At 60.4% G+C, this 14,150-nt stretch carries 12 protein-coding genes and 2 pseudogenes; 7 read left to right on the top strand and 7 right to left on the bottom strand.

Annotation, left to right across the window (positions count from 1 at the left end):
- Positions 1–13: 13 nt before the first annotated feature.
- Positions 14–1,093 carry a tRNA (uridine(54)-C5)-methyltransferase TrmA gene (trmA, locus tag ACKZ62_RS03320; protein ID WP_447096319.1) on the bottom strand — a complete coding sequence of 360 codons (1,080 nt, stop codon included), beginning with the start codon at positions 1,091–1,093 and terminating at the stop codon, positions 14–16.
- Positions 1,090–2,385, bottom strand: coding sequence for an NCS2 family permease (locus ACKZ62_RS03325; protein ID WP_032884654.1), 1,296 nt, complete (start codon positions 2,383–2,385; stop codon positions 1,090–1,092). Before ACKZ62_RS03325 ends, trmA begins: the two co-directional genes overlap by 4 nt.
- 188 nt (positions 2,386–2,573) lie before the next feature.
- Here ACKZ62_RS03325 and ACKZ62_RS03330 point away from each other — a divergent pair, with 188 nt between their 5' ends.
- The 4 genes from ACKZ62_RS03330 (at position 2,574) to ACKZ62_RS03345 (ending at position 6,789) form a co-directional block, all read left to right on the top strand.
- Positions 2,574–3,020, top strand: coding sequence for a DUF4879 domain-containing protein (locus ACKZ62_RS03330; protein WP_447096938.1), 447 nt, complete (start codon positions 2,574–2,576; stop codon positions 3,018–3,020).
- Positions 3,021–3,116: 96 nt separating this feature from the next.
- A complete protein-coding gene (locus ACKZ62_RS03335) occupies positions 3,117–3,623 on the top strand; it encodes a (2Fe-2S)-binding protein (protein WP_095186235.1) in 507 nt (168 codons plus the stop codon).
- Positions 3,620–4,609, top strand: a complete 990-nt coding sequence (locus ACKZ62_RS03340; protein WP_032884656.1) for an FAD binding domain-containing protein — start codon at positions 3,620–3,622, stop codon at positions 4,607–4,609. The genes ACKZ62_RS03335 and ACKZ62_RS03340 overlap by 4 nt, the downstream gene beginning before the upstream one ends.
- Complete coding sequence (locus tag ACKZ62_RS03345) at positions 4,606–6,789, top strand: xanthine dehydrogenase family protein molybdopterin-binding subunit (protein ID WP_447096320.1); 2,184 nt, start codon at positions 4,606–4,608, stop codon at positions 6,787–6,789. Before ACKZ62_RS03340 ends, ACKZ62_RS03345 begins: the two co-directional genes overlap by 4 nt.
- Positions 6,790–6,930: 141 nt before the next feature.
- On the opposite strand, the pseudogene ACKZ62_RS03350 reads toward ACKZ62_RS03345, so the two are convergent.
- The 3 genes and pseudogenes from ACKZ62_RS03350 to ACKZ62_RS03360 form a co-directional block, all read right to left on the bottom strand.
- A pseudogene (locus ACKZ62_RS03350) lies at positions 6,931–7,119 on the bottom strand (MFS transporter); the annotation flags it as partial.
- Positions 7,120–7,301: 182 nt separating this feature from the next.
- Positions 7,302–7,490 (bottom strand): annotated as a pseudogene (locus ACKZ62_RS03355) (MFS transporter); the annotation flags it as partial.
- A gap of 182 nt (positions 7,491–7,672) precedes the next feature.
- Positions 7,673–8,920, bottom strand: coding sequence for an MFS transporter (locus tag ACKZ62_RS03360; protein WP_032884658.1), 1,248 nt, complete (start codon positions 8,918–8,920; stop codon positions 7,673–7,675).
- Between the two features lie 317 nt (positions 8,921–9,237).
- On the opposite strand from ACKZ62_RS03360, the gene ACKZ62_RS03365 reads away from it, so the two are divergent.
- Genes ACKZ62_RS03365 through ACKZ62_RS03375 form a run of 3 tightly spaced genes read left to right on the top strand, consistent with a single transcriptional unit; the run spans position 9,238 to position 11,866 of the window.
- A complete protein-coding gene (locus ACKZ62_RS03365; RefSeq protein ID WP_032884659.1) occupies positions 9,238–10,677 on the top strand; it encodes a cytochrome ubiquinol oxidase subunit I in 1,440 nt (479 codons plus the stop codon).
- Position 10,678: 1 nt separating this feature from the next.
- Entirely contained in the window at positions 10,679–11,686 is a 1,008-nt protein-coding gene (gene cydB, locus ACKZ62_RS03370) for a cytochrome d ubiquinol oxidase subunit II (protein WP_032884660.1), read from the top strand.
- 12 nt (positions 11,687–11,698) lie between these two features.
- On the top strand, positions 11,699–11,866 hold the full coding sequence (locus ACKZ62_RS03375; protein ID WP_081797589.1) for a DUF2474 domain-containing protein: 168 nt from the start codon (positions 11,699–11,701) through the stop codon (positions 11,864–11,866).
- 70 nt (positions 11,867–11,936) lie between these two features.
- Here the strand turns inward: ACKZ62_RS03375 and ACKZ62_RS03380 are convergent, their stop codons facing one another.
- Positions 11,937–13,061 (bottom strand): methyltransferase, encoded by a 1,125-nt coding sequence (locus tag ACKZ62_RS03380; protein ID WP_032884661.1) that lies wholly within the window; start codon positions 13,059–13,061, stop codon positions 11,937–11,939.
- A 155-nt stretch (positions 13,062–13,216) separates the two neighbouring features.
- The gene (locus tag ACKZ62_RS03385; RefSeq protein ID WP_095186239.1) at positions 13,217–13,927 is read right to left on the bottom strand and encodes a helix-turn-helix transcriptional regulator; all 711 of its coding nucleotides are present in this window, start codon (positions 13,925–13,927) and stop codon (positions 13,217–13,219) included.
- Between the last annotated feature and the right edge of the window lie 223 nt (positions 13,928–14,150).

Genomic DNA, 14,150 nt, shown 5'->3' on the forward strand with positions numbered 1-14,150 from the left:
ACCAGCCTTGGAATTACCGACGAGTCAGCAACACCCCGGATTCCATATGGTGCGTCCACGGGAACTGGTCAAACATCGCGCATTGCGTAATGCGGTGCGTGTCATGCAACTGCGCAATGTTCGCCGCCAACGTCTCCGGGTTGCAGGAGATGTAGAGAATGTTGTCGAAGCGACGGGTCAATTCGCAAGTGTCCGGGTCCATGCCGGCCCGGGGCGGGTCGACGAAGACGCTGCCGAATTCGTAGCTCTTCAGATCGATGCCCTGTAGGCGACGGAACGGGCGCACTTCATTCAGCGCTTGGGTGAGTTCTTCGGCAGAGAGTCGCACCAGCGTGACGTTATCCACCGCGTTTTCATCGAGGTTGCTCAGGGCCGCACTCACCGAGGTCTTGCTGATTTCGGTGGCCAGCACTTTGCGTACGCGGGTGGCGAGCGGCAGGGTGAAGTTGCCGTTGCCGCAGTACAACTCCAGCAAGTCATCCGGGCGATCGCCCAAGGCATCGTATGCCCAGTTGAGCATCTTCTGGTTCACCGTGCCGTTGGGCTGGGTGAACGCGCCTTCGGGTTGGCGGTAGCTGAAGGTGCGCCCGCCCACGTCGAGTTTTTCCACCACGTAGTCGTGGCCGATCACATCGCGCTTGCCCTTGGAGCGGCCGATGATGCTGACATTCAAATCAGCTGCCAGCTTGTTCGCCGCCGTGTGCCAATGCTCGTCCAGCGGGCGGTGATAACACAGGGTAATCATCGCATCGCCGGCCAGGGTGGTGAGGAACTCCACCTGAAACAGCTTGTGGCTCAGGGCGGCGCTGGCTTGCCAGGCGGCCTTGAGTTGCGGCATCAACTGATTGATGCGTTGGCTGGCAATCGGGAATTCTTCGATCAGGATCGGCGTGCGCTTGTCGTCCTGGGAGAACATGGCGTAGTGGCGATCTCCGCCTTCGCGCCACAGGCGGAACTCCGCCCGCAGGCGGAAGTTCTGCAGCGGTGAGTCGAATACCTGTGGCTCGGGCGCGTCGAACGGCGCCAGCAGGTCACGCAAGCGCGTGACCTTGTCTTGCAGTTGAACGGTGTAGCTTGTGGCGTCAAAAGTCATGCGTTGAACCAGCCCAGCTTGATCACGAACAGAATCGACAGAATCACCAGCGCTGGGTTCAGCTCACGGTAGCGGCCCGAAAGCAGCTTGATGGCGGTCCAGGCGATGAAACCGAAGGCGATGCCGTTGGCAATGGAGTATGTGAAGGGCATCGCCAGGGCGGTGACCACCACCGGCGCTGCAACAGTAATGTCATCCCAGTCGATTTCTGCCAGGCCCTGGGTCATCAGCACCGCCACGAACAGCAGTGCCGGCGCCGTGGCAAACGCCGGTACGCTGGCGGCCAGTGGCGAGAAGAACAGCGCCAACAGGAACAGGATCGCCACCACGATGGCGGTCAAACCGGTACGGCCACCGGCGCTCACGCCCGCGGCGGATTCGATGTAGCTGGTGGTGGTCGAAGTGCCCAGCAGCGAACCGGCCATGGCGGCGGTGCTGTCGGCGATCAGGGCGCGGCCCATTTTCGGCATGTGGCCGTCCTTGCTCATCAGGCCGGCGCGCTTGGCGACGCCGATCAGGGTGCCGGAGTTGTCGAACAGGTCAACGAACAGGAACGCGAAGATCACGCTGACCAGGCCGATGTCCAGTGCGCCTTTGATATCCAGCTGCAGGAAGGTTGGGGCCAGCGAAGGGGGCATCGAGGTCACGCCGCCAAACGGGGTCACGCCCAGGACGATGGACGCGATAGTGACCGCAAGAATGCCGATCAGCACCGCGCCGCGTACGGCCAGGGCTTCCAGTGCGACGATCAGCACAAAACCGAGGGTGGCGAGGATCGGGGCCGCTTTTGTCAGGTCGCCCAGGCCTACCATGGTGGCCGGGTTGCTCACCACGATTCCGGCGTTGTGCAGGGCGATCAACGCCAGGAACAGGCCGATACCGGCGGCAATCGCCGAACGCAGAGGAAGCGGGATGGCGTTGATGATCCACTCACGGATGCGGAAGATCGACAGCAGGAAGAACAGCACCGCCGAAATAAACACCGCACCCAGCGCCACTTGCCAGGTGTGGCCCATGTGCAGCACCACGGTATAGGTAAAGAAGGCGTTGAGGCCCATGCCCGGCGCGAGTGCGATCGGGTAGTTGGCGATCAGGCCCATCACGGTCGAGCCGATGGCCGCCGCCAGGCAGGTCGCGACAAATACCGCGCCCTTATCCATGCCGGTTTCGCCGAGGATGCTCGGGTTCACGAACAGGATGTAGGCCATGGCCAGGAATGTCGTGATGCCCGCGAGAATCTCGGTGCGCACGTTCGTGTTGTGTGCCTTGAGTTGAAACAGCTTTTCCAGCATGCCTGCTCCCTGTGACGCTATCTTGCGTCGTGATTTGTTGACCTCTAAGTCAAAGCACAAACTGCGCCAAACGCCTGTGGTTTCAGAGAGGATCGGAAAAAGCGGCGCATCATACCAGCAGCCGAGGCTGTATGGCGCATGGCCTTGAGGCATACTGCGCCGACGTTCAATACCGGGTCATCGACAGCATGAAAAAAGCCAACGCGTGGAGTCTAGCCCTGATCCCTTGTCTCGGCCTGTGGCTGGGTGCGGCACCGGTCTGGGGCGCGACTGCACCGGCCTTGAGCGAAGTGCGCGTGTTCAAGGTCGAATCGGCCAAGTGCACCGAAACCATTCCAGAGCGCACCAGCACCACGCAGATGTGCACGCACCGAGGGCCGACCAAGGTGTCGGTGATGGAAGTGGGCCTGGGTAACAACCCGGTCGGCCTCTTCAACGGCGCGGAGCTCAACGGTCAGCGCACGCCGGTGTGTCAGGTCGGCAACGTCAGCCAGGCCTGCGCTGGCGGGGGCACCTTGATGGGCTACATCTATGTGTTTGACCTGAATGTGGAAGCCCAAGGCTGGTTCGAATACAGCAACTCATCGATCAATCCCCCGCGAAACACCTTGAAGACCCTGCTCAATATCCGCTGATCAATCATCTTGAACGCTCAAAACCCCGGGAAGTCGTACCCCTGAGACGGCGACTTTCCTGAACGCCGCGGATGTACACCAACCCGTGAGGTGTTTATGAGCGCGACCCCCAATGGCGCGGCGGCCCAACCGTTCGTCGCCCACTCCATACGCTTGACCCTCAATGGCCAGGATCGTCAGTTGGACGTATTGCCCTGGACCACGTTGTTGGACTTGCTACGGGAACAACTCGACCTGGTCGGCAGTAAAAAAGGCTGCGACCACGGCCAATGTGGTGCCTGCACCGTCCTGCGCGATGGCAAGCGCATAAACGCCTGCCTGACCCTGGCCGTGATGTGCGATGGCGCCGAGCTGACCACCATCGAAGGCTTGGCCAGCGGCGATCAGTTGCACCCGATGCAGCAAGCCTTTATCAAACACGACGCCTTCCAGTGCGGCTACTGCACGCCGGGCCAGATCTGCTCCGCCGTCGGCCTGGCCAATGAAGGCCGTGCCCACGACACTGCACAAATCCAGGAATTGATGAGCGGCAACCTGTGCCGCTGCGGTGCCTATACCAATATCCGCGATGCCATCAAAGACGGCCTGGGAGGTGAGCAATGAATCCCTTCCACTACAGCAAACCTGTCGACGTACAGGAGGCCGTGCACCTGACCAGCGGCGCATCGCGTTTTATTGCCGGTGGTACGAACCTGTTGGACCTGATGAAAGAAAACATCAGCCGTCCCGAACACCTGATCGATATCACCGGCCTGCCACTGCATGGAATTGAAGAAACCGCCGATGGCGGCCTGCGGATCGGCGCGCTGGTGAGCAACGCCGATCTGGCCTGGCACCCGCTGATTGAAGAGCGTTACCCGCTGCTGTCCCAAGCCATCCTCGCAGGTGCTTCGCCGCAACTGCGCAACATGGCCAGTACCGGCGGTAACTTGCTGCAGCGCACCCGTTGCTACTACTTCTACGACGCCACGGTGCCGTGCAATAAACGCGAACCCGGCAGTGGTTGCCCGGCCCGCAGCGGGTTGAACCGTATCCATGCGATTCTTGGCGCCAGCGCGCAGTGCGTGGCCACTCATCCGTCGGACATGTGCGTCGCCTTGGCTGCGTTGGAGGCGCGGGTGCATGTGGAGGGACGTGGCGGCGCACGGGTCATCGAGTTCGCCGACTTCCATCGTCTTCCTGGCGATACGCCGCAGCGCGACAACCTGCTGGCCGACGATGAGCTGATCACTGCAATTGAATTGCCCGCCGACCATCTGGCACGTCACAGCCACTATTTGAAGATTCGCGATCGCGCGTCTTACGCGTTTGCCTTGGTGTCAGTCGCCGCCGCCCTTGAACTGGACGGCGACACTATCGTTGACGCTCGCCTGGCCCTCGGCGGCGTGGCCCACAAACCTTGGCGTGACCGCGCGGTAGAAGCCGCGCTGATCGGTCAGACCGTCAGCCGCGAAACCTTCAGCAACGCCGCCGACGTGCTGCTGCAAGACGCCGAGCCGCTGGAACATAACGGCTTCAAGATCAAGCTCGCGCGCCGCGCAATTATCCGCGCGCTGAGCGACGCCGCCGTTGCAGGAGAACAGCCATGACCGCTATCGGTAAACCCTTGAACCGTGTCGACGGTTTGCTCAAGGTCACAGGCCAGGCACGGTACGCCGGTGAGTTTCCTGAGGCTGGCCTGCTTCATGGCAGCGTGGTGTCCAGCACCATCGCCAAAGGCCGTGTTATCAACATCGACGCGTCCAAAGCGTTAGCGCTACCGGGTGTGGTGGATGTTATCCATCATCTCAACCGCCCGAAAATCGCCAGCTATGACGACGCCTTTGCCGATGACGATGCGGCGGATGGCTCGCCGTTTCGCCCGCTGTACAACGACCGCGTGCTCTACAGCGGCCAGCCCCTGGCATTGGTCATCGCCGATAACCTGGAGTTGGCGCGACACGCCGGCTCGCTGGTGCATATCGACTATGAGTGCGAGGACTTCGAGACCGATCTGCTCGCCCAGCAGGAACTGGCCTATCCCTCGCCGCAAACCCCGCCCAAGCCGCGCGGTAACTTCCAGGCTGAATGGTCCGGCGCGGCCATCAGCCTCGATCTGCACTACAGCACACCCATCGAACACCACAATCCCATGGAACCCCACGCCAGCACCGTGCTGTATCAGCCGGATGGCACCCTGCACATCCATGACAAGACTCAGGGCCCGCAGAACTGCCAGGCCTATGTGCAAAAAGTCTTCGGCCTGGATAAAAGTCAGGTGCGCATCTTTGCTGCGTTCGTCGGGGGCGCCTTCGGCTCTGGTCTGCGCCCGCAGTACCAATTGCCTTTGGCGGTGATGGCGTCTCTGGCGCTCAAGCGTTCGGTGCGGGTCACCCTGACGCGCCAGCAGATGTTCACCTTTGGCTACCGCCCGCGCACCCTGCAGCGTTTGCAGATGGGCGCCGCCGCCAACGGCCGTTTGCTGGCGCTGGGGCATACCGCGATTGGCCAGACCTCGCGCTTCGAGGACTTCAGTGAACACGTGGTGGAATGGAGCGGCATGCTCTATCACTGCGACAACGTGCAGCTTACTTATAAGTTGGTGCCGCTGGATGTCTTCACGCCCCTGGACATGCGCGCGCCAGGCGCCGCGTTGGGCGTGATTGGCCTGGAATGCGCCATGGACGAACTGGCCTGCGCCCTGGGCATGGACCCGGTGCAACTGCGGCTGATCAACTACGCCGAACGCAACCAGAACGAAGATAAACCCTGGTCGAGCAAAGCCCTGCGCGAGTGTTACCGCGAAGGCGCCGAGCGTTTCGGCTGGAAGCAGCGCAACCCGGAGCCGCGCAGCATGCGCGACGGCCGCCAGTTGATCGGTTGGGGCATGGCCGGCGGGGTGTGGGAGGCCATGCAAATGAAGGCCAGCGCCAAGGCGCGTATCGATTCGCTGGGCAAATTGACGGTCAGTAGCGCCACCACCGACATCGGCACCGGTACGTACACGGTGATGACTCAGATCGCGGCCCAGGCCAGTGGCGTGGCTGTCGACGATGTCAATTTTCTACTCGGTGACTCGTCTTTACCCACCGCGCCGTTGCAGGGTGGATCGTTTACCGTGTCCTCAGTGGGCACTGCCGTGCAGCAAGCCTGCGAAGCGTTGACGGCCAAACTGCTGAGCATTGCCCGCCAGACTTACCCGGTGTTCAAGGACGCCGAGTCCGTTCGCTTTGAAGACGGCCAACTGCACACCGGTGACGTGAGTTTGTCGCTGGCGCAGTTGGTCAAGGACAGTGGCGAAGACGCATTGGAAGTGCAGGTCGACAGCGAGCCGGACAAAAAACGCGAGGGTTACGCCACCGCCACCCACTCGGCGGTGTTCGTCGAGGTCCAGGTGGACGAAGACCTGGGAACAATCAAAGTGCGGCGTGTGGTCAGCGCGATTGCGGCCGGGCGTGTGGTCAATCCGAAGATGGCCCGCAGCCAGATTCTCGGCGGGGTGGTGTGGGGAATCGGCATGGCATTGCATGAAGAAACCCAGATCGACCATCAACTGGGGCGCTACATGAACCACAGCCTGGCCGAGTACCACATCCCGGTGAATGCCGATATCGGCGAGATTGACGTGGTATTTGTCGAAGAGCACGACGAGATCGTCAATGCACTAGGTTCCAAGGGTGTTGGCGAGATCGGCATTGTCGGGGTAGCGGCGGCGGTAGCCAACGCGATTTACCATGCCACCGGCAAGCGGGTGCGGGAGTTTCCGATCACCCTGGATAAGGTGCTCTGACGCGGTCCAGCAAACATTGAAGATCCAAACGTGGGAGGGGGCTTGCTCCCGATGGCGGAGTTTCAGTCCAAGCATAAGTTGGCTGATCCACCGCTATCGGGAGCAAGCCCCCTCCCACATTGACCTTATTGCCACATTGAATCACGCAGCGGGCTTGATGCTTTCCTCCACCGGCACATGCATACGATCCCGATTCGCCAGTGTCGGGAACAGTTTTATCCACACTTCGGTTACCACCAGCGTACCGATTCCGCCCATGACCACGGCGGGCACGGTGCCGAACCAGTGCGCAGTGATACCGGACTCGAACTCGCCTAACCACCGGCAAGCGGGTGCGGGAGTTTCCGATCACCCTGGATAAGGTGCTCTGACGCGGTCCAGCAAGCATTGAAGATCCAAACGTGGGAGGGGGCTTGCTCCCGATGGCGGAGTTTCAGTCCAAGCATAAGTTGGCTGATCCACCGCTATCGGGAGCAAGCCCCCTCCCACATTGACCTTATTGCCACATTGAATCACGCAGCGGGCTTGATGCTTTCCTCCACCGGCACATGCATACGATCCCGATTCGCCAGTGTCGGGAACAGTTTTATCCACACTCCGGTTACCACCAGCGTACCGATTCCGCCCATGACCACGGCGGGCACGGTGCCGAACCAGTGCGCGGTGATACCGGACTCGAACTCGCCTAACCACCGGCAAGCGGGGGCGGGAGTTTCCGATCACCCTGGATAAGGTGCTCTGACGCGGTCCAGCAAGCATTGAAGATCCAAACGTGGGAGGGGGCTTGCTCCCGATGGCGGAGTTTCAGTCCAAGCATAAGTTGGCTGATCCACCGCTATCGGGAGCAAGCCCCCTCCCACATTGACCTTATTGCCACATTGAATCATGCAGCGGGCTTGATGCTTTCCTCCACCGGCACATGCATACGATCCCGATTCGCCAGTGTCGGGAACAGTTTTATCCACACTCCGGTTACCACCAGCGTACCGATTCCGCCCATGACCACGGCGGGCACGGTGCCGAACCAGTGCGCAGTGATACCGGACTCGAACTCGCCTAACTGGTTGGACGCGCCGATAAACAGCCCGTTGACCGCACTGACCCGGCCGCGCATTTCATCCGGCGTCTCCAACTGCACGAAGGAGGCGCGAATGACCATGCTGATCATGTCCGCCGCGCCCAGCACCACCAGCACCGCCAGGGAAAACCAGAACGAGGTGGACAGGCCGAAAGCAATGGTCGCCACGCCGAACACGCCGACAGCGGTGAACATTACCCTGCCAACTTTGCGGTCCACCGAAAAGCGCGCCAGCCACAACGACATCAACAGTGCGCCCACCGCCGGTGCCGAACGCAACAGGCCCAGGCCCCAGGCGCCGGTCAGCAGGATGTCCTTGGCGAACACCGGCAGCAACGCGGTGGCGCCGCCCAGCAGCACGGCGAACAGGTCCAGGGAAATAGCGCCGAGGATGTCCGGGCGGCTGCGGATAAAACGGATGCCGGCCAGCAGCGAATCCAGGGTGGCCTTGCCTTTGTTCAGCGGGGTCTGGCGGGCGGGCAGGTTGAGGGTCAGCACGCAGGCGATGATGTACAGCACCACCGTGGGGCCATACACCCAGACGCTGCCGAACGCATAAAGCAAACCGCCGAGCGCCGGGGCGACGATGGTGGCCAGTTGCTGGGCCGACTGTGAAGACGCCACCGCACGCGGGAACAGCGCACTGGGCACGATGCTCGGCAGCAGCGCCTGGGTGGTGGGCAATTCAAACGAGCGCGCGGCACCGAGCAGGAAGGCGAGGATAAAAATCATCTCGCGGGTCACGTTGCCGGTCAGGCCGCCGATGGCCAGGGACAGGGCAATCAGCGCCTGTACGGTCTGGCAGATGGCTGCGACTTTGCGCCGCTCGTAGCGGTCGGCCACGTGTCCGGTGTGCAGCATGAACAGCACCCGTGGCACGAACTCCACCAACCCGACCAGACCCAAGTCCAGCACATTGCCGGTCAGTTGGTACAGGTTCCAGCCTATGGCCACGGTGAGCATCTGGAAGCCGCTGGCGGTGAAAATCCGTGCCAGCCAGAACGCGATGAAAGGGCGGTGATGACGCAACAGCAACACGGGTTCACTAGGCATCGGGAATTCGGGTCGAGGCGAGAGGGAGCCGCGAGATTAGCATTAAGTTGTAACAGATAGTTGCTAGAGCTGGGCTGAGGCAGTCTGTCACGCGGCAAAAGACCACATAACTGGACACAGAAAATGGGACTACTCTTTCAGTAATGCTTGATCCAGATCAAAACCTCCGTGGGGATTGATCTGGCGGCCGCAAGGCCAGAATCCCTACGTGGCTGGTAAAAAAAGAAACGAATTGAAATTCGCCACACTCCATATCCGTGGGGGCAGTGGGTGCAGGCTTCCGCCAGCAGCCGGTATTACCTGACAGAGGAAGACTTATGTTCGGTTTGGAGGCGCTAGATCTCGCCCGAATTCAATTCGCGTTCACCATCTCGTTCCACATCCTGTTCCCGGCGATCACCATCGGCCTGGCCAGTTACCTCGCGGTGCTGGAAGGCTTGTGGCTCAAGACCCACAACGACACCTACCGCGACCTCTACCATTTCTGGTCGAAGATCTTTGCGGTCAACTTCGGTATGGGCGTGGTCTCGGGCCTGGTCATGGCGTATCAGTTCGGCACCAACTGGAGTCGCTTCTCGGACTTTGCCGGCGCCGTCACCGGGCCGCTTCTTACCTACGAAGTGCTCACCGCCTTCTTCCTTGAGGCCGGTTTCCTTGGGGTGATGTTGTTCGGCTGGAACAAGGTCGGGCGCAAGCTGCACTTCTTCTCCACCGTGATGGTGGCCGTGGGCACGTTGATCTCAACCTTCTGGATTCTGTCGTCCAACAGCTGGATGCAGACGCCACAAGGCTTTGAAATCATCGATGGCCGGGTGATTCCAACCGACTGGTTCGCCGTTGTCTTCAACCCATCGTTCCCTTACCGCTTGGCGCACATGGCCACAGCGGCCTTTGTTGCCACGGCCTTCTTTGTCGGCTCCTCGGCGGCGTGGCACCTGCTGCGCGGCAAGGACAACCCGGCGATCCGCACAATGCTCTCGATGGCGATGTGGATGGCGCTGATCGTGGCGCCTATCCAGGCGGTGATCGGTGACTTCCATGGCCTCAACACCCTGAAGCACCAGCCGGCAAAAATCGCGGCGATTGAGGGCCACTGGGAAAACAAAGGCAATGAGCCGACCCCGCTGATTCTGTTTGGCTGGCCCGACATGAAGGCCGAAAAAACCAAATACGCGGTGGAAATTCCTTACCTGGGCAGCCTGATCCTGACCCACTCCCTGGACAAACAAGTGCCAGCGCTCAAGGAGTTTCCGCCTGAGGACCGTCCCAATTCGACCATCGTGTTCTGGTCGTTCCGGGTCATGGTCGGCCTGGGTTTCCTGATGATCTTCACCGGTCTGTTCAGCCTGTGGCTGCGTCGCGGCGACAAGATGTACACGTCCAAGCCGTTCCTGTACCTGGCGCTGTGGATGGGCCCGTCCGGCCTGATCGCGATTCTTGCCGGTTGGTTCACCACCGAAATCGGCCGCCAGCCTTGGGTGGTCTACGGGTTGATGCGCACGGCGGATGCTTCATCCGGGCATAGCCTGGCGCAGATGACGATTACCCTGGTGTTGTTCGTGGTGGTGTACTTCGCGCTGTTCGGCGCCGGGTTGGGCTACATGATGCGCCTGGTACGCAAAGGCCCTGTGACCCACGAAAGTACTGAACCGACCCACGGTGGCCCTGGCCAGAAACGCACACCGGCCCGTCCGTTGTCGGCTGCCGATGACGGCAACGATGACGACCACGTCGACATCCAGCACAAGGGGCATTGAGATGGGTATTGATCTTCCGCTGATCTGGGCCGTGATCATCATCTTCGGCATCATGATGTACGTCGTGATGGACGGCTTCGACCTCGGCATTGGCATCCTCTTCCCGTTTATTCCGGGCAAAGTCGACCGCGACGTGATGATGAACACCGTCGCCCCGGTTTGGGACGGTAACGAAACCTGGCTGGTACTCGGTGGCGCAGCGTTGTTTGGCGCCTTCCCGCTGGCCTATTCGGTGGTGTTGTCGGCGCTGTACCTGCCGCTGATCCTGATGCTGATCGGGCTGATCTTCCGTGGCGTGGCCTTCGAGTTCCGTTTCAAGGCTAAGGACCACAAGCGCCACCTGTGGGACAAGGCGTTTATTGGCGGTTCGCTGACGGCCACGTTCTTCCAGGGTGTAGCGCTGGGGGCGTTTATCGACGGGATTCCGGTGGTGGACCGCCAGTTTGCCGGTGGCTCACTGGACTGGCTCACACCGTTCACGATGTTCTGCGGCGTGGCGTTGATCGTGGCCTATGCCTTGCTCGGCTGCACCTGGTTGATCATGAAAACCGAAGGCCCGTTGCAGGAGAAGATGCACAACCTGGCGCGGCCCTTGGCATTCGTTGTGTTGGCGGTGATTGGCATCGTCAGTATCTGGACGCCGCTGGCGCACCCGGAAATCGCGACGCGCTGGTTCACCCTGCCGAACCTGTTCTGGTTCCTGCCGGTGCCGATCCTGGTGCTGGTGACCATGTACGGGTTGATCCGCGCGGTGGCGCGTAATGCCCACTACACGCCGTTCCTGTTGACGCTGGTGTTGATTTTCCTCGGCTACAGCGGCCTTGGGATCAGCCTGTGGCCGAACATCATTCCGCCCTCTGTGTCGATCTGGGACGCGGCCGCACCGCCGCAAAGCCAGGGTTTCATGCTGGTGGGTACGCTGTTCATCATCCCGTTCATCCTGGGCTACACCTTCTGGAGCTACTACGTGTTCCGCGGCAAGGTCACCCACGAAGACGGCTATCACTAGGAGGGTTGTGGCATGTCCGGCAAACCTACGTTGCACGAAATTGAAGAGGGCGAGAAACAGCCGTTGTGGCGGCGTCTGGGGTGGCTGGCGATGATCTGGACCGGCAGTGTGCTGGCACTGTTCGTCGTGGCCAGCCTGATGCGCATGTTCATGAATGCGGCCGGCCTGACCACCCACTGACATCCCGATCCGGGCTTTGCGGCCCGGTTTTCAAGCCCTGCTTTTTCCTTTGGAAAAGGCAGGGCTTTTTTTATTTGCGCGCTTTGAGGATGACGAATTTCGGCGTGGCGGCCACTTGCTCGACACCGCGGAACAGTCGCGCCAATTTGCTGTGATAACCCAGGTGGCGGTTGCCGACTATATAAAGCGCGCCGCCCACCACCAGCGCTTCCCGCGCTTGCTGGAACATGCGCCAGGCGAGGAAGTCGCCGACCACTTGTTGTTGGTGGAACGGTGGGTTGCACAGCACCACATCCAGAGAGTCCGAGGCCTGGCCGGCCAGGCCATCGGCAGCACGCACGGTCACCTCCCGTTCGCCGAGGGCGGCTTGCCAGTTCTCAAGGGCTGATTGCACGGCCATGTACGACTCGTCGAGCAAGGTGTAATGGGCGTCCGGGTTTTGCAGCGCGCTGGCAATCGCCAGCACGCCGTTGCCGCAGCCCAGGTCCGCGACGCGCGCACTGCCCAGGCCTTTGGGCAGGTGCGGCAGGAAGGCGCGGGTGCCGATGTCCAGGCCTTCACGGCAGAACACGTTGGCGTGGTTGAGCAGTTCGATAGCGGGAGTTTCAAGCTGATAGCGCGTTGGGTAGGGCGAGACTGCCGCGGGGCGATCTTCCAGAGTGGCAATCAGCAACCGTGCCTTCTTTACCGCAAGGGAGGCGTGCATCGGCCCGATGTAACGCTCCAGCAACTCACCGGCCGCACGGGGCAGGTGCTTGACCATCGCCCCCGCGATGACCTCTGCGCCCGGTGCCAGTTGGCCTTGCAGGCGGATCAGCTGTTCTTCCAGCAGTGCCAGGGTTTTGGGTACGCGGATCAGAACTCGGTCAAAGGGGCCGGTCGGCACTTGGTGGGCAGGCACGAAAGTCACGCCATCAAACGCCTTGCCATTGCGTACCAGGTTTTTCTCCAGGCCCTGGGCGGCGAGAAACGAGTCGCCGCTGGAGGTGACCTGCATCTGGCCTTCAAGACTGGCCGCCAAGGCACCGAAACTATCATTGAGTACCAGCACGCGTGTCGCTGCACTCGGCTGTTGTCCGGCCAGGTGGCTGAGCAGGTATTCGTCGGCCGCATCGAAGGCTTGCAGCGGATCGTTATGTTGCTCTGGCTGGCGGATCAGATCGAGCTGGGCGAAGGGGCTGTCGAGCAGGGGCATGGCGGGGGAGGCTCTGGGTAATCGATGGGCGGCGGCAATGACCTGCGCAACCGTCTGAGTGAACTACAGGCGGGCCCCAAGGGGCCCTGCACTCAGAATTGGGCGTAAATGTTACTTTTTTTCTACGGGGATTACATGCGGTGTTTCAAGGGCGGTTAAAACAGCCCTGCTTTCGAGGCACAGAGCACAGCGGCGATCTTGTTGTTGACCCCCAGCTTTTTGAAGCAACTGCAGATGTGAAAGCCCACGGTACGTTCGGAAAGGCACAGGATGGTGGCAATGTCTGCGGCAGTTTTGCCCATGGCTGACCATTTGAGGATTTCGGTCTCGCGCGAGGTCAATTTTTTCGCAGGGTTGATACTGGGGCTGGCCGCGTAAGTCTGCGCCACGGCCGCATGCATCGCATGGCAAAGCCACAGGACCTGGCCAGCTTTTTCGTAGAGCTCTTCCGGAGTCACGGCACCTTTACTGCGACCCAGGGTAAGCATGCTGAACACACCCTGGAAATCATGCACTGCTTGGGTCCAACCCAAATGCACACCAAACGACTGAGCCAAAGACCATAAGTTGGGTGAGTCTTTAAACGTTTTTTCCTCCCAGACGATGGGTAATACAGAGCGTTTGCAATGTGTTACCACAGGATCCACTTCAAAGAAGTGCGCTTGGTTGTAAAGATTGTTCCACTCATCTGGATAGTTATTGAAGCGAACGGGCTTCGTTCGATTGTTGGGTAGGTGTGAACTCATCGTAAAGGAACAGTATTGGAAGCCGAGTGCGAAGGTGTGGTTGAGGGCTATCTCGAAAAGAGTGGTGGCCTCGCTTTCACCTTCCAGTTTGGGAAGACGTGTATTACGCCAGTTAACCATTGGTAACTCTCCATGTGGGGTCTACAAGACATGGGATACCTCCTGAACTCCCAAATGCACGGAAAGGAGTGTAGGACATTACTTACGGTGCAAGAGGAAAATTTCGCTCTTGAACGCAGGGGGTTTAAGAAGATTTTTTAAGGACGGCAAAAGGGGTGTAACGGCGCTTAGTTGGTTTTTTTCGATTTTTTAGTGAGTTGAATGATCAACTTAGAGTGGGCTT

This window comes from Pseudomonas sivasensis (genome assembly GCF_052938085.1).